General features: G+C 31.5%; 24 protein-coding genes. 14 read left to right on the top strand and 10 right to left on the bottom strand.

Going from position 1 to position 25,586, the window contains the following annotated elements:
* The first annotated feature begins 60 nt into the window (after positions 1 to 60).
* Positions 61 to 336, top strand: coding sequence for a F0F1 ATP synthase subunit delta/epsilon (locus QBK95_RS10825; RefSeq protein ID WP_280933543.1), 276 nt, complete (start codon positions 61 to 63; stop codon positions 334 to 336).
* Positions 337 to 772: 436 nt separating this feature from the next.
* On the opposite strand, the gene QBK95_RS10820 is transcribed toward QBK95_RS10825, so the two are convergent.
* Positions 773 to 1,687, bottom strand: a complete 915-nt coding sequence (locus tag QBK95_RS10820; RefSeq protein WP_280933540.1) for a M28 family metallopeptidase — start codon at positions 1,685 to 1,687, stop codon at positions 773 to 775.
* A 211-nt stretch (positions 1,688 to 1,898) separates the two neighbouring features.
* On the opposite strand from QBK95_RS10820, the gene QBK95_RS10815 reads away from it, so the two are divergent.
* From QBK95_RS10815 to QBK95_RS10800, 4 genes are all read left to right on the top strand, one after another.
* Positions 1,899 to 3,086 carry a sensor histidine kinase gene (locus tag QBK95_RS10815; RefSeq protein ID WP_280933538.1) on the top strand — a complete coding sequence of 396 codons (1,188 nt, stop codon included), beginning with the start codon at positions 1,899 to 1,901 and terminating at the stop codon, positions 3,084 to 3,086.
* Positions 3,083 to 3,787, top strand: coding sequence for a LytR/AlgR family response regulator transcription factor (locus tag QBK95_RS10810; RefSeq protein WP_280933536.1), 705 nt, complete (start codon positions 3,083 to 3,085; stop codon positions 3,785 to 3,787). Before QBK95_RS10815 ends, QBK95_RS10810 begins: the two co-directional genes overlap by 4 nt.
* 103 nt (positions 3,788 to 3,890) lie before the next feature.
* A complete protein-coding gene (locus tag QBK95_RS10805) occupies positions 3,891 to 4,706 on the top strand; it encodes a LytR/AlgR family response regulator transcription factor (RefSeq protein ID WP_280933533.1) in 816 nt (271 codons plus the stop codon).
* Positions 4,707 to 4,835: 129 nt separating this feature from the next.
* Positions 4,836 to 5,693 carry an alpha/beta hydrolase gene (locus tag QBK95_RS10800; RefSeq protein ID WP_280933531.1) on the top strand — a complete coding sequence of 286 codons (858 nt, stop codon included), beginning with the start codon at positions 4,836 to 4,838 and terminating at the stop codon, positions 5,691 to 5,693.
* A gap of 66 nt (positions 5,694 to 5,759) precedes the next feature.
* Here QBK95_RS10800 and QBK95_RS10795 read toward each other — a convergent pair whose 3' ends face one another.
* Entirely contained in the window at positions 5,760 to 9,326 is a 3,567-nt protein-coding gene (locus QBK95_RS10795) for a M1 family aminopeptidase (protein ID WP_280933529.1), read from the bottom strand.
* 32 nt (positions 9,327 to 9,358) lie between these two features.
* Entirely contained in the window at positions 9,359 to 10,228 is an 870-nt protein-coding gene (locus QBK95_RS10790; protein WP_280933525.1) for an ABC transporter ATP-binding protein, read from the bottom strand.
* Positions 10,229 to 10,407: 179 nt separating this feature from the next.
* On the opposite strand from QBK95_RS10790, the gene QBK95_RS10785 reads away from it, so the two are divergent.
* Together QBK95_RS10785 and QBK95_RS10780 are read left to right on the top strand one after the other, a co-directional pair.
* Positions 10,408 to 11,745 (top strand): sensor histidine kinase, encoded by a 1,338-nt coding sequence (locus QBK95_RS10785; protein WP_280933523.1) that lies wholly within the window; start codon positions 10,408 to 10,410, stop codon positions 11,743 to 11,745.
* 3 nt (positions 11,746 to 11,748) lie between these two features.
* A complete protein-coding gene (locus QBK95_RS10780; RefSeq protein WP_280933521.1) occupies positions 11,749 to 12,444 on the top strand; it encodes a LytR/AlgR family response regulator transcription factor in 696 nt (231 codons plus the stop codon).
* A gap of 53 nt (positions 12,445 to 12,497) precedes the next feature.
* Here QBK95_RS10780 and QBK95_RS10775 read toward each other — a convergent pair whose 3' ends face one another.
* Positions 12,498 to 13,040 carry a GNAT family N-acetyltransferase gene (locus QBK95_RS10775; RefSeq protein WP_280933519.1) on the bottom strand — a complete coding sequence of 181 codons (543 nt, stop codon included), beginning with the start codon at positions 13,038 to 13,040 and terminating at the stop codon, positions 12,498 to 12,500.
* Between the two features lie 72 nt (positions 13,041 to 13,112).
* On the opposite strand from QBK95_RS10775, the gene QBK95_RS10770 reads away from it, so the two are divergent.
* Complete coding sequence (locus QBK95_RS10770) at positions 13,113 to 14,453, top strand: DEAD/DEAH box helicase (RefSeq protein ID WP_280933516.1); 1,341 nt, start codon at positions 13,113 to 13,115, stop codon at positions 14,451 to 14,453.
* A 158-nt stretch (positions 14,454 to 14,611) separates the two neighbouring features.
* Here QBK95_RS10770 and QBK95_RS10765 read toward each other — a convergent pair whose 3' ends face one another.
* The 4 genes from QBK95_RS10765 to QBK95_RS10750 all read right to left on the bottom strand — a co-directional run bounded on the left by QBK95_RS10765 (position 14,612) and on the right by QBK95_RS10750 (position 17,371).
* On the bottom strand, positions 14,612 to 15,925 hold the full coding sequence (locus tag QBK95_RS10765) for a metallophosphoesterase (protein ID WP_280933511.1): 1,314 nt from the start codon (positions 15,923 to 15,925) through the stop codon (positions 14,612 to 14,614).
* A gap of 197 nt (positions 15,926 to 16,122) precedes the next feature.
* Positions 16,123 to 16,326 (bottom strand): helix-turn-helix domain-containing protein, encoded by a 204-nt coding sequence (locus tag QBK95_RS10760; RefSeq protein WP_280933509.1) that lies wholly within the window; start codon positions 16,324 to 16,326, stop codon positions 16,123 to 16,125.
* A 2-nt stretch (positions 16,327 to 16,328) separates the two neighbouring features.
* A complete protein-coding gene (locus QBK95_RS10755; protein ID WP_280933507.1) occupies positions 16,329 to 16,847 on the bottom strand; it encodes a DUF2975 domain-containing protein in 519 nt (172 codons plus the stop codon).
* Between the two features lie 2 nt (positions 16,848 to 16,849).
* On the bottom strand, positions 16,850 to 17,371 hold the full coding sequence (locus QBK95_RS10750) for a DUF2975 domain-containing protein (protein ID WP_280933504.1): 522 nt from the start codon (positions 17,369 to 17,371) through the stop codon (positions 16,850 to 16,852).
* A 150-nt stretch (positions 17,372 to 17,521) separates the two neighbouring features.
* On the opposite strand from QBK95_RS10750, the gene QBK95_RS10745 reads away from it, so the two are divergent.
* The 4 genes from QBK95_RS10745 (at position 17,522) to QBK95_RS10730 (ending at position 21,493) form a co-directional block, all read left to right on the top strand.
* On the top strand, positions 17,522 to 18,676 hold the full coding sequence (locus tag QBK95_RS10745; protein ID WP_280933502.1) for an aminotransferase class I/II-fold pyridoxal phosphate-dependent enzyme: 1,155 nt from the start codon (positions 17,522 to 17,524) through the stop codon (positions 18,674 to 18,676).
* A gap of 13 nt (positions 18,677 to 18,689) precedes the next feature.
* Positions 18,690 to 19,331, top strand: a complete 642-nt coding sequence (gene bioD / locus QBK95_RS10740) for a dethiobiotin synthase (RefSeq protein WP_280933500.1) — start codon at positions 18,690 to 18,692, stop codon at positions 19,329 to 19,331.
* Entirely contained in the window at positions 19,328 to 20,593 is a 1,266-nt protein-coding gene (gene bioA / locus QBK95_RS10735; RefSeq protein WP_280933499.1) for an adenosylmethionine--8-amino-7-oxononanoate transaminase, read from the top strand. The genes bioD and bioA overlap by 4 nt, the downstream gene beginning before the upstream one ends.
* Positions 20,594 to 20,725: 132 nt before the next feature.
* Entirely contained in the window at positions 20,726 to 21,493 is a 768-nt protein-coding gene (locus QBK95_RS10730) for a hypothetical protein (RefSeq protein WP_280933497.1), read from the top strand.
* Between the two features lie 48 nt (positions 21,494 to 21,541).
* Here the strand turns inward: QBK95_RS10730 and QBK95_RS10725 are convergent, their stop codons facing one another.
* Both QBK95_RS10725 and QBK95_RS10720 read right to left on the bottom strand, forming a co-directional pair.
* Positions 21,542 to 22,564, bottom strand: a complete 1,023-nt coding sequence (locus QBK95_RS10725) for a hypothetical protein (protein WP_280933495.1) — start codon at positions 22,562 to 22,564, stop codon at positions 21,542 to 21,544.
* A 27-nt stretch (positions 22,565 to 22,591) separates the two neighbouring features.
* Positions 22,592 to 23,026: a cytochrome c oxidase assembly factor Coa1 family protein gene (locus QBK95_RS10720; RefSeq protein WP_280933493.1), complete on the bottom strand. Its 435-nt coding sequence runs from the start codon at positions 23,024 to 23,026 to the stop codon at positions 22,592 to 22,594.
* Positions 23,027 to 23,172: 146 nt separating this feature from the next.
* On the opposite strand from QBK95_RS10720, the gene QBK95_RS10715 reads away from it, so the two are divergent.
* Both QBK95_RS10715 and bioB read left to right on the top strand, forming a co-directional pair.
* Positions 23,173 to 24,342, top strand: coding sequence for a beta-ketoacyl synthase N-terminal-like domain-containing protein (locus tag QBK95_RS10715; RefSeq protein ID WP_280933491.1), 1,170 nt, complete (start codon positions 23,173 to 23,175; stop codon positions 24,340 to 24,342).
* A gap of 106 nt (positions 24,343 to 24,448) precedes the next feature.
* Positions 24,449 to 25,552 carry a biotin synthase BioB gene (gene bioB / locus QBK95_RS10710; protein ID WP_280933488.1) on the top strand — a complete coding sequence of 368 codons (1,104 nt, stop codon included), beginning with the start codon at positions 24,449 to 24,451 and terminating at the stop codon, positions 25,550 to 25,552.
* Positions 25,553 to 25,586 lie beyond the last annotated feature (34 nt).

Below are 25,586 nucleotides of genomic sequence, written 5' to 3'. Positions count from 1 at the left end.
AGTTTATTTTATTAATCACTATCTTAATACTAATTACTCCATACTCAATACGTTAAAAATATGTACTTAGAAATAGTAACTCCAGAAGCAGTTTTATTTAGTGGTGAAGTAACTTCTGTTGCAGTACCAGGTGTGAATGGAGAGTTTCAGATGTTAGATAATCACGCACCAATAGTTTCTTTACTTGCTAAGGGAAATGTAAAGGTGTATGGAGATATGAATTTAGAAGAAGAAGTTGCCGAAAAATTCACTAAAGAGAATGGTGTAACATTACTTCCGATAAATTCTGGAACTATAGAAATGAAGGATAATAAAGTAATTGTACTAGCAGATTAGTTAGTTCTTTTACTTTACTACAATAGATACAAAAACGTCAAGAGATTATATCCTTGACGTTTTTTGATTTTTAAATGTTTTATATAAACAGAATCCTGTCATTATTAGAAATACATTCAGGATATTGAACCCTAAAGTAAATTGCTCTCGTATGTGCATTTCATCAATAGAAGAGAAATAAAATAAAAGCTCTATAGCGATTCTTATACTTCCGTAGATAATAAGTAAAATCCCCCAAACCTTAATCAACCTGTGACGCTTAGTTTTCATATAATATAAGCTGCATAGGATTGGTAAACCTATAATCATTGTGAATATTAATGGCGTATAACTTCCAATTAACATATAGTTTATCGATCTGATTATAAATGGAATAAAGGTTAATAAGAGAACGAATAAATAATATTTTTCAAATAGCTTTTGTTGTTTCATATGTCTAGTTTTTTGCGAGTTGTTCCATAACTAAATAGACCATTTCAGTATTGTTTGCCAAATACTCAAAATTTATGGTGTTATACGTATCTTTTGGAGAATGATAATTACTATTAAAATCACTATTACTAAATTCTTCTGAAATTAGCACAGCTGGATATCCTAGATCGTAAAATGATTTGTGGTCAGATGACATAAGATTTCTGGGTTGAATAGGAATTGATAAGCTTCTTGCAATAAGATTGTATATTGAAAGAATATCATCTATCGGTGGAGATAAAGTTATCATACCGTTATTATCACTATCCCATCCTACCATATCTGCAATATGAACTGAGTGGATATTTTTCCCTTCTTGTTGTATCTTTTTTGCAAAAGCTTTGCTACCTATCTCGTTTTCTTCTTCTTGATCAAAAAAAACAATCATAAAGTTTTTTGAACGATGAGTTAATTGTGAGATTTGATATGCCACAGCATAGATTAAAGCTACGCCAGATGCATTATCATCGGCTCCTGGAGCATAGGGCTCAGAGTCATAATGTGCTCCCAGAATAATATACTCATCACTTTCTATTGTTGCCGGAATAATTGTGTAAATATTTGTGCCTTTATATGGATCAAAAAGAAGATCAATTAAAAAAAACTCATTCGGTAATTTATATTTATGTTTTTCTGGAGTTAACGAAATGTTTTGCAGTGATTCTCCTAAAAAATCAGCTGCAATTTTCCTTTCAGAACTACTGCTTCGCACTGCAAGTATATTAGATCCTTTTATACTCGTAGTACCTGATAGTTTTGCAATGAGTTTTTTCTGGATTAATGTTAGTTGTTCTTTTGTATGTACATCTAAAGATTGTCCATTTATGTTATATGAGAATAAAAATATTCCTAACAGATATAATAACATTTGATGTTTCATAATAGATTGCTTTTTTTGATTGTAACAACTAAAGTATTTTCTAGTTTTTCTCAGATATAATTATTTTGATATAATGCATAAAAAATTAGTTCAATTGTATGAGATTAGTGGTAACCGAGTTTTGTACTAAAAAAGAATCTGTTTGACCTAATTTGACCCTTGTTGGTCAGATAATCTTAAAGAATTAAGTGAATTTAGATACTTTTGGGATATGTTTCATGTGGTATTTAAGTATAGACGGGTATTAATTTCTACAGTTGTAATTGCCTTTTTTGTAGGAATGATAGTAATGGCAGAACATGAAGCTTATAGAAATAGTTATGGTGTATTATTAATTGTCTTTATCCTTTATAATTTTATAATTCACTTTTCTAAGAAGTCGTTTCTTTATAAAGAACTTCCTTTTTACATTACCTATGAAATTTATATTACTTCGTTTTTATTACTTATTACCATGGCAATTGCGATAACCGAATCAGTTGATTTTGATAATAATAATGGAGTTGTGTACGGAGTTTTGTGGATGGGTATCATATTGTATAATTTAGGAGCCTTTATAGAAGATAAAAAGCAAAAATTCACAGCATTTTTTCTTGAATCTCCTCAAATACATAAAGACTCAATTTTATTTAAATATAGAGTCCGCATTTTTGTGATAGGTGCTCCTATGCTCGTTGCTGGTTTCGTTTTGAGCAAAAACTGGAAACCAGCTAATGGATTGGAAGATGTATTCGGAGGATTACTTTTTTTAGTGTTACCTGGATACATTATACTTTCTTGGATTTTCGAAAAGTGGTTATTAATAAAGAAATTGAAGAATGAAAATACACACGCAGAATTGACAATGCTAAAAAATCAGGTAAATCCTCATTTTTTCTTCAATACACTTAATAATTTATATGGTTTGACAGTAGAAAAATCAGATCAGGCACCAGAAGTAGTTTTAAAAATTTCTGATATGATGCGCTATAGTATTTATGAAGGTCAAAAAGATACTGTGTTATTGGTAGACGAATTAGAATATTTGAAAAACTATATTGAACTTCATAAAATTAGACATTATGAAGAGTTAGATATCCGTTTTGATCATAAGATTGAAGATGAAAACTATAGAGTCACACCACTGCTTTATATTATTTTATTAGAAAACGCATTTAAACATGGAATAGAGAACCTTACAGAAAACCTGTATATTCATATCAATTTAATTGCAGAAGATAATAGGATTCTTTTTAGTATTGAAAATAGCTTCGATTCCTCCCAAATATGTGAAACTACAGGAATTGGATTGAAGAACTTAAAAAGACGTCTCGAACTGATTTATCCCGATAAGCATCAGCTTTTGGTTGTAAATAATGATAACATATTTAGAGTACAATTAGATTTAAATATCCTATGATTACCTATATTATTGTTGATGATGAGCCTATTGCCCACCGAATTATTGAACGGTATGGCAACGATATTCCTCACCTAGAGCTTAAAGGGAAATTCTATAACGCTTTGCAGGCAATGCAATTTTTAAGCACAGAAGCAGTAGATCTAATGTTTTTAGATATTAATATGCCTAAACTAAAAGGGTTTGAGTTTTTAAAAACACTAAGTCATCCTCCAAAAGTAATTGTAACAACAGCTTACAAAGAGTTTGCATTAGAAAGCTACGAACTAAATGTATGCGACTATTTATTAAAACCCTTTAGTTTTGAACGCTTTGTTACTGCCGTAAATAAGGTAGTACCAACTATTTCAAGAAATAATACAGCTATTTCATCCGAAGATAAACAACGGTATCTTTTTTTAAAAGGTGATAAGAAATATCATAGAATACATATTGATGATATTTTGTTTGTTGAGGCTTTAGGAAATTATACCAAAATAATGCTCATTGATGAAACTGTTATTACACATCTGAAGATTTCGAGTTATGAAGAATTATTATCATCAGATTTTCTTAGAGTGCATAAATCATTTATTGTTGCAATAGATAAGATAAATGTAATAGAAGGAAATCGGATTCATATTAAAGAACATAACATACCTATTGGTACAACTTATAAAAAAAGTGTAACCGAACTATTGAATAATTATGGGGATCATTAATTTGAAAAGATAATTTGATAGTAGTATTAGTTGATTGTTAATTAGTATTTACATCTATAAGATGATTATATTTAATCCCAATCATTAGTTAGTAGTTTTTTTTATGTTTTTAAACAAAGCTTTTCCATATTCCACATCATTTCGGAATCATTTTTTGATCGCTTCTATCCTAAGTTTTGTTGTTGTATTTATCCTAGTTTTTTTACAACCATTTGGAGCTAATAATTTTAATCATCCCAACAAGCATCTTTATTTTATTGGTTATGGCATTATTTCGATAGTAGTGTACTTAGTTGTCTATCTTTTGTCAAGATTGTATTATATCAATTTTAAGAGATGGAAATGGAGTGAAGAATTAATATTCTCTTTTTTTTATGTTACTATAGCAATTATTATCGCTTTCTTCTATACAGAATTAATGATCAACAAGAGATCTAACTTTTTGATATTCAGTTTCTTTATAAAGTGGTTTCGATTTATTTTCTTAGGTTTTGGTATCATCTTGTCTGCGTTATCGATTTTTTTGAGATTATATTATGGTAAGAAAGAGGAAGAAAGAAAGATGCATAAATCGGATAACAAAGAGAAAGTTGTAGTAAATAGTACTTTAAAAAAAGAGTCTTTTTCTGTTTTACCAGAGGATATTGTATACATTAAATCAGAAGATAACTATGTAAATATTTATTATATAGAAGAAGAGGAATTACAAAAAAAGGTAATACGTAATACCCTTTCTTCTTTGCATAAGCAACTTAATCATTTAATAAAAGTACATCGTTCCTATTTAGTCAATCCTATTTTTATAATTTCTATTGAAGGAAATGCACAAAAGGGTAGCATACATTTAAAATATATAGAAGAAAAGTTACCAGTATCAAAAACCTATTTTGATTCTTTAAAATTATCCTTTATAAATTGACCACAAAATATAAGATCTGGCCACGAAAAGTATTTTTATACCCCAAAAATTATGAATCCATAACAATGTTTTTTTTTTGATTTTCAATGCTTGTTTATTTGAAATGTTTACAAATTAAAAACATAAAAAATGAAGAAGTTTATAAAATTTACAAAGGTTGCCGTTCTATCACTGTTTTTGATATTATTAGGAAGTATTCTTTATATCAGGTTTTCCAGATATACAGATACACTAATTTATAACGTAAATGGGTTGGAGTACGATAGTTTTGAATCTAATATTCCTCATAAGGAATATTATTTTGATGTTGATAAGAATACTGTTTTACATGGAGTTCTTTTTAAACCAAAGGGTCTAGCAATAGGGACTATTATTCACCATGCTGGTAAAGGAATGCATTTAATGTCGTCTCAAAGCTATTATAAGCTATTAACAGATAGAGGTTTTCAGGTATTTGGTTATGAGCGGAGAGATTTTGGGAAATCAACAGGCATAGCAGATAATTCGTTGATACTAAAAGAAGATGCATTATACGTTTTTGATACAATGTTAGAAGATGAAAAGGTAAAAGAAACTCCAATAATTATTTGGGGTCAATCTTTGGGAGGTGCTTTTGCTATGATGAATGCCGCAGAAAGAAATGATAAGATAGCAGGTGTTATTGTAGAAGGTACATTTAATTCGTTTCCCGACATAGGAAAGGAGTATGCAAGAGCAATAAACCTAGAAAACTTCAAATGGATGATGCCAATGTTAATGAATAATGATTTTCCTGCAGAAAATGAGATAAAAAAGATTAGCAAGCCAGTATTAATACTACACAGTAAAATGGATGAACAAGTTCCATATCAGTTAGGAAAGAAACTTTATGAAGCATCAAATAAATCAAATACAGAGTTTTGGGAAATTGAAGGAAAACACATTAAAGCAATGTTTGATTATGAAGAAGAATATATAGAGCGATTTGAAGAGATGATACGCTTGTAATATTCATATAACTCCTAATTCTAGTCCTTTAGAATTAGGAGTTATATGTGGTTATATTGCTTATTTTTATAACCGAATTATATTATCAATTCTATTCTTATCCAGTCGTGTTCCATAAGGATCGATAGCAATGTATTCTGGTAATTCATCTACAATGATTTTGATAGTAGAATGCTCTGTGTTAAATCGGCGAGCTTCTAAATATAGAATTTCATCTCCTACATCAATTTTTTTAGGGTGTTTTCTAAACAAACCTATTTGGATAGGTTCATCGATAGATATAGTTAGATCTTCGCCTTGATTTTTAGTTTCAAACCTTTTAGCTACTACGTCTAATGTGATTTCAAATTGACCAGTTGATAGTTCTTTATAAGAAGCCTGTTCTACTTTTAGATCATAGGTAATAATTCTTTTAAACCAATCATCAATCAAAGTATGATATTCTGATGGTGTAACTTCATATACTTCTTTCAAAAAATCTAATGTGATTACCTCAAATTCTTCTTTATGCCTGTATTTAGAGACTATTTTTTGTAGAATAAGATTTATTTTTTCTGTTCCTATTAGTTCTTTAAGCGCTAACATCGTCGTATAATCTTTACCATACAACAGGTGATTTTCTCCATCAGATAAATATATAGGTGGTTCCATCTCAGAAGCGTAAGAACGTCCTGTAAAATATCGATTATTAGAATATTCTGATAAGTTCCATAATGCACCTTTACCATAATGTTTTTCCATCACCGCAATTTCTGTGTATTTTGCTAACCCTTCTATAAAAAAACCAGCTCCCGAAGTCATTTTAGGAGTTAAGATATGTCCCCACCATTGATGTGCGATTTCATGAATAGTGCGTTTAGCAACCAAGTTGAAGACATCAGTATTCCGTTGATCTAATAAGTAAAATCGATCTTCAACCATACTAATAGTTCCTGGTAACGCTTGCCCTCCAAATGGCCAATATGCTGGTATTTCTGCAATTCGAAGGTGATCAAAAGGATAATCTCCAAAATTCTGAATACAATAATCTAATGTTTCCTTACTTGCTTTCATGGTTGAAGCAACATTCATATTATGACCTGGATGGAAATATTGCTCTATACTGACTCCTTTATATGTTTCTTTTTGTACTTTATATTTGGCAGAAAAGTACCCTAACAATGGAGATATTTTACCATCTACTTTATAATGGTAAAAGTTTCTATTATCTTTTTTCCATTCTTTAATTAAATTTCCTGGTGCAATAGCAATTTGATCTGATTGGGTAGAGACTATGGTTTCAAAAGGAAGTTTGCCAATGAGATTATCTGGTATGCTATGGAGATCATTAGCCTGAATAATCTCTTCTTTTAATTCGGGTAAACCTCTTTTTTTTCGTTCTGAATAATTTCGGATTTCTCTACTATTTCGATAGCCTAATGAAGGTTCAAAAGAAGAATGGGTTATATAACTGCCATTCTCAACAATAGCACCTCGCCTTTCAAAACCATCATTCTGTACAATAAGTTCATATCTAAACTTTAGCTGTTCCTTTGGTAATAATGGATCCTTTAATTGGAATAAATAGGTCTTAAAAACTGAGTCATATTCTAAGAGTTCAGCGTTTTCTAAAAATACTGATTGTAACGGTTCTCTAGGTGAAATAAAAACAAGGTCAACTAAAGAATTGCTCTTGTTTTTTAGTACGTAATCGGCTTTTACAGTATACTTTTTAGCATCTGGATAAATATCTACTGTTGTTTTGATAGCAACAGGATATAATTCTTCTAGCACATCATATTGTTTAAATTTACGTTCATACGCTTCAGCTAAATCTAATTGTTTATTAGAAGAGGTATATTGGTTTACAATATTAGTATTATAAAAAATAATATTGCCAGCACTTATAAAAACAATAAGAAACCCAAAAACAATACTTCTTTCTGATCTTTTCCAATTAGAAAACAATTGTTGTATTCGAAATTTAAAATTTGAAATAATGCCTCGTCTCCATAATTTAAAAGCTAATACCACTAAGATTCCGGCAAAAGCCATCCAATATAGAGCATACCAATGAAAAGGTTTTAAGTAAACTCCATATCCATTCATATCTATATATACTATTGGTGGAGTTTTTCCTAATTGTAGTAACATATGTTCGATTCCTATGTAACTACTTAAAGAACTACCTAATAAAAAAATTAGGATCCCTGAAAGGAACATTCCCAGATATTTATTGGATACCAAACTTTGAATAAACAAAGCAACTACTCCGTAAAAAATCAATCCGATTCCTTCAAAATAGAATAGATTGATATACTGTGTCCATTCAAATTGGTAATAATTTCCTGCAATTTGAAAGCCAATACAAATCAAAACTCCACTAAGAATCAATAAGATGGGTAGTAATAATAAGGCTACATATTTTGAAAAAAAGAGAATATTATTGGATGCTGGAGTAACATCTGTTATGGAATTGAAATGTAAACTACGTTCTCGCCATACTAACTCTCCACTATAAAAAATGATCAAAATCAATCCCATTATAGGCAAAGGATCACTTATTTGTTCAATTAAAAGATAGGTTGCTGGATATAGGCTATCGTGATAGGCTCCTCCTTCATAAACCTTACTATAAATTTCTGTAAAGGCTATCAAAATCCATATTAAAAGTATAGCGATAAACGGTAGACTTGTAAAAATAGCTCTCAATTCTAGTTTTGTAAGTGATATAAACCCTAATAACTGAGCTTTAGTAGTTTCTGAATAAGTTAAAACAGGAGTATATTCTTTTTTCTGTATGGCATCATTGATAACATTTTTAGCTTTTTTAATTTTTCTAATTCCTTTTCTAAAAGAAAATAATTTATAAGTAATGATTAATAATACTATTGAAAAAGATACCCAAACAATTCTATTCCAAAGGAAATATCCTGAAAAAGAGATTAGTTGATTGTTTTTTTGAAATGGAGTCCAGTACATGGTTTGTTCAAAAAAAGCGGATAAACCAAACGGATCCATTAATGCTGCAATGATCATATTCTCTGGCGATGGTGGAACAGCTTGAGCTAGCATAGGAGAGTTTAAGAATATAGAACATCCCCAGTATAATGCATAGATAAAAATGGCTCCGATGTATACCAGTAATGCTTTTCTGAAAAAAGCTGCAAAACAGAATAATAAGGCAGTTAGAATAAACAAATTAGGAAACACCATTGTACTCCATATATATAAATAATGGTGTAATATAAAAGGAGCAATACCATCAGGATTGTTAGAAAAAAAAGTACCTAATGCAAAACCTAAAAGCATAAGTGTATAAACTAATAGACTGACGAAAAATCCTCCTAAAAAGCGACTCCAATAAAAATGTTGTTTTTTTACGGATGTACTATGAATTATTTCTTCGATATTGTATTGCCTATCTCTAACAATGGCATTTATACAATAAAACATAATAGCAAAAACAGATACTAAGCTAAATATTCCTATAAAAAAACTAATTTGATATGGAGAGTTAGTTTTTACTAATTCTGTTGCTCCTAACCTTCCTCCAGAAGACATATAAAATCCTAAGAGGAAAAAGATAATCGAAAACATATAGAATGATAATTGCTTGGAATGGTATCTCCATTCGAATTTGAGAAGTTGCATAAACATAGCGTATATATTTTTTAAGGTTAGTGTTATCGTTGTAGTGTGCTGAAGTACACATCTTCTAATCCTGGATTGACCCGTTCGAATCCAGCTTCAGGCCTTTCGTTGGATAATACATGAAGTTGTGTTTTTCCAGAAAATAAACGAGTAGAAATAACCTGAAATGCAGATTGATAGCTCTTCAGGTCTTGTTTTTCAATAATCTTATACCAGACTTTGTCTTCTAGTTGCTCAGTTAATTTAGCAGGGATTCCTTGAGTAATGATTTTTCCTTTATTCATAATAGCCATATTAGTGCATAGATCTTTTATGTCTTCTACAATATGTGTTGATAAAATAACAATGATATGCTCTCCTATTTCACTTAATAAATTCAAGAAACGATTGCGTTCTTCAGGATCCAATCCTGCCGTTGGTTCGTCTACAATGATTAACCTGGGATTTCCTAATAAAGCTTGAGCAATACCAAATCGCTGGCGCATTCCGCCTGAAAAAGTATGTACTGCTTTTTTACGATCTTGGTATAGATTAGTTTGATGTAATAAAGAGTCTACTTGTGCATTACGTTCTTTTTTGTTTATGATTCCTTTGAGTATGGCAAGGTGATCCAATAGTTTTTGTGCAGAAATCTTTGGATATACTCCAAATTCTTGTGGCAAGTATCCCAATTGACTTCTTAGTTTTTGAGGTTGTTTCAGAATATCAATACCATTGAATAGAATATTTCCTGAGCTTGGTTCTTGCAAGGTTGCTATGGTACGCATTAAAGAAGATTTTCCTGCCCCATTAGGACCTAATAATCCAAATAGACCGTTTTCTATAGTCAATGAAATGGTATCTAATGCGTTTACACCATTGGTATATGTTTTTGATATATCGTTTATCTGTAGTGTGTTCATAAAAATTAGTTTTGATTCTGATACGAACATAAAATGAGTTAGAAAAGAAATCCAATAATTTGTATAGACACTGTTTATGCTGAATAGAAACCTTAAAAAAAAGTATCAATCTCATTCATTGCAAAAAATAGTGTGTTCGTGGTAATTTTAAAGGCATCTGTTCATATAACTATGGAGATATGCATAGGTTTGTTACTTTTGGATCTATGATTCGGTTTTTAATAAAATATAGAGCGATTCCATACGGGTTTAGTATACTTTTTGTGCTAATAAAAGCGCTGGAGTATATTGATTTTATTAGGATAGATCCAAAAGAAACCTTGGTAAATATAATAGGTGCTATATTTTGGGGTCTTGTGATTTCCTTAATTATACATGCGATGCTTTTTCATAGAAAAGAGAAGGTCTTTTATTGGATGGTTGCAAGTTGGGTGATTTCGTTATTAGGCTTTGTATTTGGTAGACCGTTGGAGTATAGAGTAGTAACTGTTAGCTGTGTTTTTCTGTTTTTTATTACGAGTAGTTACATTCTATGGTCCTGGTACATGCAGCGATATAAGAAAAGAAATGTAGTTGCTTTTTTAAAGGAGCGTAAGTTTTTTTTGATAAAGCTAATACTACTTTCAGTGGTGTTTATCATTATGTTTACGATAGATCATTATATGAATGTACCTGATAACCCTATTACTTTTGTACTACTCACTCTATTTTGGTTAGGTGTATTTTATATTTTGGCACCAAAGTTTTTTCAGAGATATAGACGATGGGTTATAGTCCTTTATACCTTGTTGTTCACTTTTTTCTTTTTATTCATAGCTTTTTTTCGGGATAGAACACATGAAGAAAACATGGATGTATTTTTATTGTTTTTATTCCCTTTGCCATTGTTTGTGCTATTATGGATCTATGATCAATGGAAATGGTTTCAACACTTAAAAGCAGATAAAGCAAAGGCTGAGTTAGCATTATTAAAACAACAAGTCAATCCGCATTTCTTTTTCAATACGTTGAATAACCTTTATGGACTGGCAAAACGAAAATCCGATCTGGCTCCAGAGCTTATTCTAAAATTGTCAGATATTATGCGTTATGTGATCTATAAGGGAAAAGAAACAGAAGTGCCTGTAGAAGAAGAAATTGAATATTTAGAGAACTATATAGAACTCCAGCAAATAAGACATCATCAAGAAGTTGATATTCAATTTGTCAAGCAAGTACAACAAAAAGGAGTTCTAGTACCTCCATTATTGTTTATCATTTTATTAGAAAACGCTTTTAAACATGGTGTGGATTCCTTGATGCATAATGCTTTTGTACATATCAAATTAGAAGTTACAGATCGCGAAATTATTTTTGAGGTTATCAATAATTATGATGTATCTTCCATAGACGAAATAAAAGGAATAGGATTAGAAAACCTGAGAAAACGACTTGAGATCATATATGATACTTCCTATTCATTAAATTTTATAACAGAAGGAGATGTCTATAAAGCTCAATTAACCATTATTATCTAATATATGAATTATATCATCGTAGATGATGAACCCATAGCCCACGACATAATCGAGGATTATGCAGCTTCGCTAAACGACTTAAGTTTAGTAGCTAATTGTTATAATGCAATCGATGCATTAACATTTCTACAAAAGAACCAAGTGGATTTAATCTTTCTAGATATCGAAATGCCAAAATTAAAAGGGCTGGATTTTTTACGTACACTGACTAATCCGCCATTAATAGTTATTACTTCTGCTTATTCAGAATTTGCGGTAGAAAGTTATGAATTAGAAGTTTGTGATTATTTGCTAAAACCGTTTTCGTTTGAGCGGTTTCTGAAGGCATATACCAAGGTGTTAAAGTTAAAAGAACAATCACTAAAAAAAAGCAAAACGGTTACTGAGGCAACCAATACAAGTATTTTTCTTAAGGGGGATAAGGAAACACATCATATTCAATTAGATCAAATTAAGTATTTAGAAAGTTATGGGAGCTATGTGAAGTTGTATTTACAAACAGAAATGCTATTGATTCATGAATCAATATCTCATTTTGAAACGATATTACCTGCCGAATTGTTTATTAGAGTACATCGATCTTTTATGGTTAGCGTAATAGCTATAAAGAGTATTGTTGGTAATCAAATCAAACTCAAAGATGTTACTATTCCAATTGGTCAATCGTATAAAGCAATCATTAAGAATAGATTCTTTTAATAGCGTGTTTTCTTCTTTAGAGAAGAAAGTACATTCGGATATTACTCTTTATTTTATTCCCAGTTCCAATGTATTAAATGCCATTCTATATTATCCGCTTCATAAATTACTAGTGTTTTAAAACCTACGGCATAATGTGCATGCAGAGATCGTAAATTGTTTGCGGCGACTTCAGTAATTAGGAGATTGTATTTTTCTTGTAATTCTATTTTCATTTGTTGGTACAAGCCTCTAAAAAGCCCTTGACCACGATAGGCTTTGTCAATGCAAACTTGTCCCATAACAATATAATTTTTTGATGGATCCAATGATTTTTTGATTTTACTGAACATAGGTTTTAGGATTTCTATGTCATTGCAAAAATCTTTCGTCATACATAATGTATAACCTACAACCATATCATTGTCTTTAGCGATGATATGTGGTTGTTGATCATTCATTTTTTTAAGGATATCAAAATCGTGTTCTACAGTTACAAAACCTTCTTTTTTCTTCTCTTCTGATGAAATTGAAGCAGTTAGGTTTTTTTGTTGAAGCAGAAGGATCTCCTCCAACTCTTGGTGAGATGTGACTGTGGTATATTTTAGTTGTTGCATAGCCATCTTTTTAACTTTACGATTTAGATATAAAGATAGGATTATACACCTATCTTTGCCGAAAATATTTTTATGTCAAATCAGTTTCTTAATTTAGGAGTTACTGCTCCTTTGCAAAAGAGTTTAGCGGATTTAAACTTTTCTACTCCTACAGATATTCAGGAAAAATCAATTCCTATTTTATTACAAAAGAAAGATGATTTTGTTGGATTAGCAAAGACAGGAACTGGAAAAACTGCAGCTTTTGGGCTGCCTTTACTGCAGTTAGTTGATTTGGATACTCCAAAAATACAGGCAGTAATCCTTGCTCCTACAAGAGAATTAGGACAACAGATTTATGATAACTTACTGTCTTTTTCTAAGTATTTACCTAGTATATCAATAGCTTCGATATGTGGAGGGATTCCTATCAAACCGCAAATAGAGCGTTTAAAGAGTACTACTCATATTGTGGTGGCAACTCCAGGACGTTTAATTGATTTAATAAAGAGAGATAAGATTGATATAAAAAGTGCTGATTATCTCATTCTTGATGAAGCTGATGAAATGATTAGTTCTCTAAAAGAAGGATTAGATGAAATTGTTGCTGTCTTACCAAAAAAAAGAAGAACGATCTTGTTCACTGCAACAATGCCAGGAACTATAAAGCAGTTGATCCAGAATTACATGTCTAAACATGTTATTCAGGTAAGTGCAGATATGGATACTGTTGGACATCAAGGAATCGATCATCAGTATGTGGTTGTAGAGCCAATAGAAAAATTAGAAGTTCTAATGCATTTTCTTAGTGCTAGAGAAGGCGAACGTGGTATTATTTTCTGTAAAACGAAAGCAGCAGTTAATAAATTAGCAAAGAACTTGGCAATCAATAAATTCTCTTCTGGCGCACTTCACGGGAGTTTATCTCAACCTATACGAGATAGAATAATGGGACAGTTTAGAGAAGGACATATTAATATCCTTGTTGCGACAGATTTAGCAGCTAGAGGAATTGATGTAAAAGAAATATCATATGTGGTAAACTATCATTTACCTGACGTTTATGAGACCTATGTGCATCGTAGCGGAAGAACAGCAAGAGCTGGTGCTAAAGGATTGTCATTAACTGTATTGCAAGAAGAAGAAATTGAGGATTTAGAAGAGTTTACAGAAGAATTAGGAATTAATTTCAAAGAATTTAAAAAAGCAGACCCTCAGAGTATAGAAGAAAATAATGCATTTTTGTGGGCTAAGAAAATTTTCAAAACGAAACCTAACCATGATGTTTCTACTGAGTTTAAAGAAAAAATCAAAACCGTTTTTCATCATCTTACAAAAGAAGAATTAATTGAGAAAGTATTAGCCAACTATATTCTGGAAAATACAAGCGCAAAGACTTCTAAAGTTGAAATACCTAAAAAGAAAAGGAGATAGTTATTGGTAATATCTTATTGATAATTATTTAGAATATAAAGAGGAAAACTGTAATTATAACTAGCTTGTCTATATAATTACAGTTTCTTTTTTTGATCACTATGTAATACCAACCTTACCTTTTATATAGTAAGATCAACAGAGGTGTCAACAAAGTTTTAATATGGATGACTAATTGAAGAAAGTCTAATAATATTTCCTATGGTAGATAGTATCATTTTCCAATCATTTATGCTACCAAAAGAAAAATCTCTTTGATACATATTATGAGTATTTTCTTGTTTAATTATACCAATATCAACAACTTTTAACACGTCGTTTTCAAAAACTAAGGCTTCAGAAGATGTCTCGATAGCATTAATATCATATATCTTTCCATCATATAGGGGTTTGATTTTGGTAACATTCGTATGTCCAACTATGATTTGCGATGCATTATAGGTTTCAAGAATAGTATTAATCTGTTGTGGAGTTGCTTTTTTAACTTCGTCATTTTGTCTAATATAACCTCTGTATTGAGTGACTCCTGTTTTTCCTAAAATAACCTCTTTTAGGCTATCGTCGACTGATTTGTTTTCCCAATAATCCCACATGGCTTGATTAATTTGTTGTAAACTAAAGTTTTTATTAGCTGTATCAGGACTTATTCCACCATGAGTAATAATCATAGAACCAATTTTAACAATAACTGGTCGAGTTCTTAACCATTTTCCTAAATAAGTTTCATCAGAAAAAGCATCTTTAAAAGACATTATTTGTTGTATGGCGTATAAATTAAGAGGATCGACCCGACTAAAATTTCCTTTAAGAATATATTGCTCGTGATTTCCAATAAGATAATGTACCATACCACCAGCTTCTCTTGCTTGTTCGGAGAGAGTGACTATTTTCCATAAAACACCGCTAACTTCATTGCCGCGATCAACCATATCACCTGCAATTACTAAATGATTTTTGTTAAAATTCCAATTTCCATCAGAATCAATAACATTTAGATTTTTTAGAGTACAATCCATGTACGTATAATCTCCATGAATATCACTTATAAATGCAATCTTATCAGGAACATTATTTATTTCAACAGCAGGTTTGTTAATTTTTGGTAACATAAAGTCGAGTTGCTTACCTTCTGTATCTATACTAAAACTTTTAATAGAATTACTATAGTTTTTGTGATACACTTCACCATTATAAAACCAATCTATAGAAATTTGTTCGTTGTCATTATAAGTAACAATAGGACCTTCCATAAAATCCTGAGTGAAACTAGTAGAATCAGCAGTACCAGATAAGTTTATGTTTATATCTATAAATTTTTCGTTAATAGGAACTTGAAGCGAAGTATAGATTCCGTTTTCAGAAAAGAAAACAGAACTTTGATTGAGTTTGTAAACTACAACAAGAATTAATACTAGTAATATTCCTAAAATTGGATATAAGAAAAATGCACGTATTTTTTTTAATTTTTTCATAAGTTTTAATTTTTAAAATAGGATATAGGAGTGGCTTGTCAAGACTTTTGTAAGCTTAACAAATTGATAGTTAGAATCCAGTTAATTCTATAGAATTATAGTTCTAGAAAAGGTTTTATGCAGTAGTACCTAAGGATAAATGTGGTAATAATGTGATTGATTTCATTTGATTGATTTTTAATGTTGATGATAAAATTTTATGATTGATATTCTAAAATATCCGAAGGTTGACACTCTAATGCTTCACAGATTGCTTCTAACGTTGAGAAACGGATTGCTTTAGCTTTTCCTGATTTAAGGATGGAGAGATTGGCTGTAGTAATGCCTATTTTTTCTGCCAACTCTTTACTCTTCATTTTTCGTTTGGCGAGCATGACATCGAGATTTATGATTATTGGCATAGTTATATTGTTAATTCGTTTTCTTCTTGTAATGTAAAACCTAGTTTGAAAATGGTAGCAATGAATGCAGCAAAAATTCCTAACCCTATGTGTAATAGTCCAGGAACTATATCATCAAGAGTAATTCTGTTATTAATTAGAATTCCAGCTACGGCATAAGCTACTGGTAAAATTAGATTCAATATGGTAAACCATCTCAGGTATTTTATGGCTTCTTCTGTAAACAGTTTTTCAGCGCTAAACGTCTTGAAAATTAAAGATAGCAAGAAGAAAAAAGAAGTGTAAAATACAAGGAAACACAAAATACCAATAAATGTATGTACACTATAATCACCTTTTATAACAGAGTTTGTAAAAGGAATATGTATCTGAAGATGATTCGTTTCTGTGATAATAAAGTTATTACTTATTAGCGATATAATGATGAATAATAGAAATAGTCCATATCCTATTATAATAAAACGAGTAGCATAAAATAATACTGTAGAGAATGATCTTTTCCCAAACATTTTTAAATTCATAATTATACAGTTAGTTGGTTTTCTAATTGAATTTCTACACCTCTTTTGAAGATGAATCCTATAATAAAGATAATTCCAGCCATAAAAAGGAATTCAGAACTTCCCCAGTCTAAATTAAATACGGCACCTTTTTTCAGCAACCATTTACAATAATTATTTGCAAAATAAGCTAATAATCCGGTCCATAGTGAAACGTAACTAATAGATGAAATTAAGATTGCTACAGGTTTTGTAAATGGTTGGTCAAAATCGATTTTTGAGAATATTTTGAGGACTAAATAAAATAAATAAGCTTTTAGCGCTGATACTGAAACAAGCAGTGATAAGACCAAAATGTAATAGCTAGTCGAAAATTTATAAAGCTGTGATAGGTCTAAACCTAAGTATAGGTTTTCTGTGGCTTTTTCGTTTACAAAAAGACTGATTCCACCAGAAATAAGTATCGCTCCTAGTTTAATACATAAACCAATAAATAATATCCAGGATACTATCTTCATTAAGGTTAAAATTTGCTTTGTCTTCATAATTATTATTGTTTTACAATAACAAATATATAAAAATTATTGAAAAACGATAATTTTTTATCAAAAAAGAATATTTAATTATTGTTTTTCAAATTTAATAATGATTAGAAGAGCAATTACAGTAGTATCATTTTATTGTATTTTAGCACTATGGAAGGCTTGCCCAAAAAACTTAAAAAAAAACTTGAGGATAGAGAAAAAAGTAATGCATTACGTAAGCTTCTTAGAAGAAGCGATTTGATTGATTTTGCATCAAATGATTATATCGGTTTTTCTACCTCTACATCCATTTTTGATCATACGCATAAAATATTAGCAGAAAAAAGGATGCATCAAAATGGCGCCACTGGATCCCGCTTACTTTCTGGAAATCATGAGTTATATGTAGAAGCAGAAGAATTATTGACAAGTTTTCACAATGCAGAATCGGCCTTGATTTTTAATTCTGGATATGATGCCAATGTTGGTTTCTTTTCATCGGTACCGCAAAGAGGTGATATTATTGTATATGATGAGTTCATTCATGCTTCTATACGAGATGGAATTACGATGAGCAATGCCAAATCCTATAAATTTAAACATAATGACTTAGTGGATCTTAGTCGTATCATTGAGCGAAGTAGAAATGCAGATAACGTTGCGAAAGAAATATATGTAGTTACCGAATCGGTGTTCTCTATGGATGGCGATGTACCTGATTTAATTGCTTTTGCGAAGTTCTGTAAAAAGAATAATTGTCATTTTATAGTAGATGAAGCACACGCTGTTGGAGTATTTGGAAACAAAGGTGTAGGTCTTATTCAGGAATTGAGATTGGAGAACCAAGTATTTGCTAGGATAAATACATTCGGAAAAGCACTTGGTTGCCACGGTGCTGTTGTCTTAGGGTCAATGGATTTAAGAAGTTATTTAGTCAATTTTGCCAGAAGTTTTATATACACAACTGGATTGCCACCTCATTCACTGGCAACAATACAAGGAGCATATAATGAATTAGAAACCAGTACTGATATAGAAAAGCTTCAGAAGAATATTCAATTTTTTAATCAAAAAATCAAAGAATTACAGCTAACATCTATATTTATAAAAAGTAATTCTGCAATACATTGTTGTATCATTTCTGGAAATGAAAAAGTAAAAAGAACGGCACAATATCTTGGTGAAAAAGGATTTGATGTAAAACCGATCCTTTCTCCAACAGTAACAAAAGGAAAAGAAAGATTACGTTTTTGCCTACATTCTTATAATACAAAAGAACAAATAGTAGAAGTTTTAGAGTTGTTAGCTACCTTTGCCAAAAATTAAAAACACACAAATCATGTCGAGCACTGTCGAGACAACTCAAAAAAAAATATTTATTACTGGTATTGGAACTGATGTCGGTAAAACGATTGCATCGGCGATTGTTGTCGAAGCATTAGAAGCAGATTATTTTAAACCAGTTCAGGCAGGTGATCTATCATATTCTGATACCGATAAGGTACAGGAATTAGTGTCTAATACAACATCAAAATTTCACTCAAATAGTTATGCGTTACAGACTCCAATGAGTCCGCATGCTGCTGCAGAAATTGATGGTATTACTATAGATGTAAAAAAAATTAAATTACCGAAAACTAAGAATAATATTGTAGTTGAAGGTGCAGGTGGATTATTAGTACCTCTCAATGATAAAAATACAATCTTGGATCTTATAGATTCTGACTATAAAGTTATTGTGGTTTCAAGACATTATTTGGGGAGTATTAATCATACATTAATGACGATACAATTATTACAGAGTAAAGGAATAAAGCCTGCAATTATTTTTAGTGGAGATGAGCATACGACTACAGAAAGTATTATCAAAAAAATGACGGGAGCTCCAATTATAGGAAGAATTGAGAATGAACCATATTTTGATACAATGGTTATCAAAGAATATGCGGCGTTATTTACAGATACCTTAGCAAGCTTATGAGTCTAAAAGAAAGAGATAAAAAACATCTTTGGCATCCGCTGACACAACATAAAGTACATCCAGAAGCATTACCCATAGTAAAAGCAGAAGGAGCATTGTTATATGATGATCAGGGAAAAGAATATATCGATGGAATAGCTTCTTGGTATACCGCTATGTACGGGCACTGTAATCCATACATTATAGAAAAGGTCAATGAGCAAATGCGCACACTGGATCAGATCGTGTTTGCTGGATTTACTCATGAACCTGCGGTTCGACTTTCTGAGGAATTGATTAAAATATTACCAAACAATCAAGAAAAGATTTTCTTTTCAGATAATGGTTCTACAGCCAATGAAGTGGGAATTAAAATGGCATTACAATACCATTTTAATAGGGGAAACAAAAGAAATACGATCATTGCTTTCAATGATGGATTTCATGGAGACACTTTTGGAGCCATGTCTGCATCAGGTTTATCTGTGTATAATGGACCTTTCGAAGATTTTTTTATAGATGTTCAACGAATTCCTACTCCAAATAAGGAGAATTTCGAAAAGGTAAAAAAAGAGTTGTTAGAGATCATAAAGACATATGATGTAGCTGCTTTTATCTACGAACCATTGGTTCAGGGAGCTAATGCAATGCATATGTTTGAAGAAGAGTATCTAAACGAAATTCTCAAAATCTGTACTAAAAACGATATCATTACGATTGCTGATGAGGTGATGACGGGTTTTGGTAAAACTGGTAAAACTTTTGCATCAGAATTCATGGAACATACACCTGATATTATTTCTATGTCCAAAGCATTGACAGCTGGTTTTGTGCCAATGGCGGTGACTAGTTGTACTCAAGAAGTATATGATGCATTTTTAGATGATTCTGTAGGGAAAGCTTTTTTTCATGCACATACGTATTCGGCTAATCCCATTGCGTGTACTGTTGCGATAGCTGGTATTGAACTTCTGTGTTCCGAAGAAATTCAGAAAAACATTCAAGAAATTATAAAGTCTCATCAAGATTTTGATGCCAAAATAAAAAACCACCCTAAAGTAAAAACCACGCGACAAAAAGGAGTGATCTATGCATTAGATCTTGATATAGAAATGGATCGTTATGGTAAAAAAAGATATGAGATTTTTGAACACTTTATGAAACATGGAGTTTGTTTGAGACCTTTAGGAAAAACAATATATATATTGCCTCCATATGTAATTACAAAGAATCAATTAAGTAAAATTTACGAATCCATTTCGGCACTTCTAACTTCCTTATAGATAGGTGATTATAAAATAATTAAAAAATAGATAGAACTAAAGGGTAACAAACCCTATAGTTATGACACTCTTATTAATAAACTTAGTGTATTGCTAGGTTATTAAAATCAGTTAAAACCAATATAATTTAGAATGAAAAAACTTTTATTTCTATCCGCAATTTCGATTACATTATTTGCAAGCTGTGACAGCGATTCTGTTACCGATGAGTTTAATGATTCAAATGGGGATACAGCCAAAAAACTTATTGAAAAAGTAGAATTTGATTCTGCACAGATTGACGAAGAAGATTATGATATTGTTGTTGATTATGACGCTAATAATAGAGTAACTAGTGTTACCAATGGTATTGATACAGGAGTATTAGCATACGATAACGATGGATTGTCTACAGTAACTGGTGGAGAAGAACCATTTAGTATTAGTGAATTATACCAAGATCCGTATGATGTTTTCGAAAATGGAGATGTATTAGAATATGATAATAACGGGAATCCAATATCGATTAAGGTGTTAGAAGAGGACTATGAGTATAATGAAACCTCAGGCATTTACGAAGAAGTAATTAATGAGTATTTTGCTACAATATCATACGATCCAACACCAAATCCATATTTTTATACTTTTGAGGCAGCTGGCCTTATAGAGGTATTAGATGGTGTTCAGCTTAATTTTAGTATGGTACCACAGAGTTCAGAATTAATTAAAGCACGTGCATTGTTTCCTCTTAATAACATTAAGTCTATTCTTTATAAAGATGAAGATGGAGAAGTAATTGGAGAAGTAAAAATTGATTATGTATATGATGCTGATAATTACCCATCTTCTGCAACCATGACGGTTACAGCAGATGAAGAGCCGACATCAATATTTAGAGCAAACTATATCTATAAACAATAAATAGTTGTAGTATTATAAAAAAGAGGGTAGTATTTGCTCCCCTCTTTTTTATTCTAATAACTGAATTTTTTTGTCTAATTCAGCTTTGAATTCTTCTTTTTTGTCAATGTAAAAAGCAAGAGTTTTAAATTTTCTTTTAATTCCATAAAGTCCAATCATAGAATTTTCATTCTTAACCGTGAGAATCATATTGTGACTTTCTAGCTCACCTAACGGAGATAATTTTAGCGTATTATCGGTAAACTCGATCGGTTTGGAAGAAATTTCAACTGATGCTATATTGTCGATATCTATTGCAGCTTCACTTAAGATTCCATATCGAAGATAAAGTGTGTTGGTTTCAATAGAAGAAGGTCTTTTTAGCATTGATTTCAAAAATCCGAAAATCTGAAAACCAGAATAAATACTTAATCCGCTAACAATCCAGGCTGCTATGATACTCCATTTCATAAGGAGAATGTGTAGCACGTATGTTTCTATTCCAATTATTGGGATAAGTGCAATTAGAATTGAAATGGTACCGCTATTCTTATGATAAGAGAATTCGTTGTTTCGTAATTTTCTTTTTTTCCAATAGATAAATCCGTAATAAAAAACAGCAATTTCCATGGCAAGTAACACGGATATTTTTTTAGGTAATATTTCTTCGCAAGTAATTTTTAAGGTAGAGAAAAAATCACGGTCATCTTCTTTATTAATACGATACGATTTTAGCACTTTTCTTACCTTATACACTACAAATGAAAAAACACCAATTTCTACAATCGGCAAGAACCAAGTTTTGATTTGATCTAGAAAAAATTGGTTTTCTTCAGGGATAATAAATGTTGTTACGACTACTCCTATAATGAACAATGATAGTACTGTAATTTTCGGGATGTTCTTTTTTCTAATCAGTAGAAAGTAAATGAAAGGAACTGTAAAAAGAAGATCAGCGGTAATACCAATTGATAAAGCTTCTGGGTTTAATTCAAATAATCTTGAATTTGCTATTACAATCATCAGAACAATGATCAATAAAGGAAATCCGAATATAATAATTGAATTGCTAATGCTTAATTTGTTGTTCATAAAGTAGTGTTGTTATTGCAAAAACGGTTATTCACTATTTCCTGCACCCCATAATAAATCAACCTGTTCATTGGTTTCCTCTATAATGACATAGAGTTCAGAATAGGTCCAATTATCATGTTGTTTGGTACCTACAACATATATTCTGGCTTCTCCTTCAGGACCTTTTATAGGTATTGAAATGTCTGCCATTCCTGTATTATTTTTAAAATTAAGTTCTCCTTGCATAATACCATTGGTTTCTATTGGCTCTCCAAGCAATTGAATGATATACTCGTCTTCTTGAGCCTTAGCAAGAGCATCTTGATAAGGTGTTGAGCTTGTCAGGGCTTTAGAAACTCCAAAGACCACAGAGCCCAGAAACACAAAGAATACAATAATTAGCGTAAGGCAACCTCCAACAGGCACTACCCAAGGCCAATTTCTACTAAACCAACTTTTTTGCGGTCTGTGTTCTTCCATAATAACAAGATCAGATTAAGTTTATTATATAAGTCTAGTAGTCACCGTTTTTGTTACAATTAATATGTTATATAATTTAATTAAAAAAAACGATATACAGTTGAACAAAAATTAACAAACCCCTACATTTGCTGAAAAATTAAGTATTGCAAAATCCTGTATCTATAACCGGAATTTCGTCCATTTCTCCATTAGGGATTACTGCCGAAGAGATTTGGAATTTATACAAAGAATCAGCACATCGGATTACGTTTGAAAACTTTTCTGATAATCAGGCTCCTGTTGCAAAATTAGATGTTTCATCCAGACAAGAAATTGAAAAACTTAGAGAAGAGCACTCCCAGTATACGCCGTTGGATGATTCTGTTTTGTTTGCAATTTTTGCGGCAAGAAATGCGATAAAAGAAGCAAGTTGGGAAGGTGAGTTTAATTTCGGAATTAATGTAGGCTCTTCTAGAGGAGCAACAGGTCTTTTTGAAGAATATCATAAGGAATTTCTAGAAACTAATCAATCTTCTACATTGAGTTCTCCTACTACTACTCTTGGTAATATTTCATCATGGATCGCTCAGGATTTACGATCCAAAGGTCCAGATATTAGTCACTCTATAACTTGTTCTACCGCATTACATGCAGTATTAAATGGTATTGCATGGATTCAATCAGGTTTAAGCGATAAGTTTTTGGTAGGAGGAAGTGAAGCGCCATTAACTCCCTTTACCATCGCTCAGATGAAAGCTTTAAAGATTTATGCCTCAGGGAAAGGAACGATGTATCCATGTCAGGCGATGAATTGGAACAAAACCAGAAACTCTATGTTTCTTGGAGAAGGAGCTGGGATTGCTTGTTTAGAAAATGGTATTCAAAAGAATGCATTGGCGTTAATCTCAGGTATTGGATATGCCACAGAACCTTTAACTCATAATATATCGATATCCACAGATGCTGATTGTTTCCAAAGATCTATGAAAATGGCTTTAGGTACTTCAGCTATAGATGAGGTTGATGCAATAGTTTTACATGCTCCAGGAACCGTAAAAGGAGATATCGCAGAGTATAATGCCATTGAGGCTGTTTTTGGAGAAAAACTCCCAGCATTGACAACAAATAAATGGAAAATTGGCCACACTTTTGGAGCTAGTGGAATTCTAAGTATGGAGCTGGCAATTTTGATGATGAAACATCAGGAATTTATTCCAGTCCCTTTTATAGAGCATAAAAGAATTCCTGAAAAATTACATAAGATTATCGTTAATGCAGTAGGTTTTGGAGGAAATGCGGTAAGTATTTTATTAGAGTTACCTCCGAAAAAATAAAGCAGTAAAAAAATAGATTGTTATTAAAACTATTGAATTTGATAAAGCTAATTTGTGTTTTTTGATTTTAAACAATTACTTTTGAAAATTCACATACCAGTAATTTATGAGCGTTATTAGACACGATTGGACATCGCAGGAAATACTAGATATTTATAATAAACCATTAATGGAATTGCTGTATGAAGCAGCAACTATCCATAGAGAATATCACGACCCTAATACTGTACAGGTTTCTACTTTATTGTCTATCAAGACAGGAGGATGCCCTGAAGATTGTGGATATTGCCCACAAGCGGCAAGATACCATACAGATATTGAGGGGAATGATTTAATGAGTGTACAGCAAGTAAAAGCGCAAGCATTACGTGCTAAAGCATCTGGTAGTTCTAGAGTATGTATGGGAGCTGCTTGGAGAAATGTAAAGGATGGACCAGAATTTGATAACGTATTAGAAATGGTACGTACAATCAATAAATTAGAAATGGAGGTATGTTGTACCTTAGGAATGATTACAGAAAATCAAGCACAACGACTTGCCGAGGCAGGTTTGTATGCATATAACCATAATCTGGATACCTCAGAAGAGTATTACAAAGAAGTAATCTCAACCAGAGGTTTTGAAGATCGTTTACAGACAATAGATAATGTTCGTAAAACAAACGTTACTGTATGTAGTGGTGGTATTATTGGAATGGGTGAGAAAACTGAGGATAGAGCTGGAATGTTAGTGGCTTTAGCGAAATTAAACCCACAACCAGAATCTGTACCTATTAATGCATTGGTAGCTGTAGATGGAACACCTATGGAGGATCAAACACCCGTAGAAATTTGGGATATGATTAGAATGGTTGCTACAACCAGAATTGTGATGCCACAAACACAAGTAAGATTATCTGCTGGTAGAACAGAGATGAGTAGAGAAGGACAGGCAATGTGCTTTTTTGCTGGAGCTAATTCTATTTTTGCTGGAGATAAATTATTAACAACTCCTAATCCTGATGTAAACCAGGATATGGAAATGTTTAAAAAACTAGGACTTAATCCTCAAAAACCTTTTGTAAAAAAGGCACAACCTGATACAGTAGAGGCAGAAGATTCTAGGTTTGAAGCTAAGGGAGAAAAACCAAAATGGTCTAGACCAGATCATACTATCGAAAAGAACGAAATAGCTAAGCAAAAAGGTAAAGAAGCCATACTCAATAAATAATTGTGAGGTTAACAATCTTAGAAAATAAGGTGTT

Origin of the sequence: Aquimarina mycalae, assembly GCF_029906345.1 — a bacterium.
Taxonomy (GTDB): domain Bacteria; phylum Bacteroidota; class Bacteroidia; order Flavobacteriales; family Flavobacteriaceae; genus Aquimarina.
This window is presented reverse-complemented; position numbering and strand designations above follow the sequence as displayed.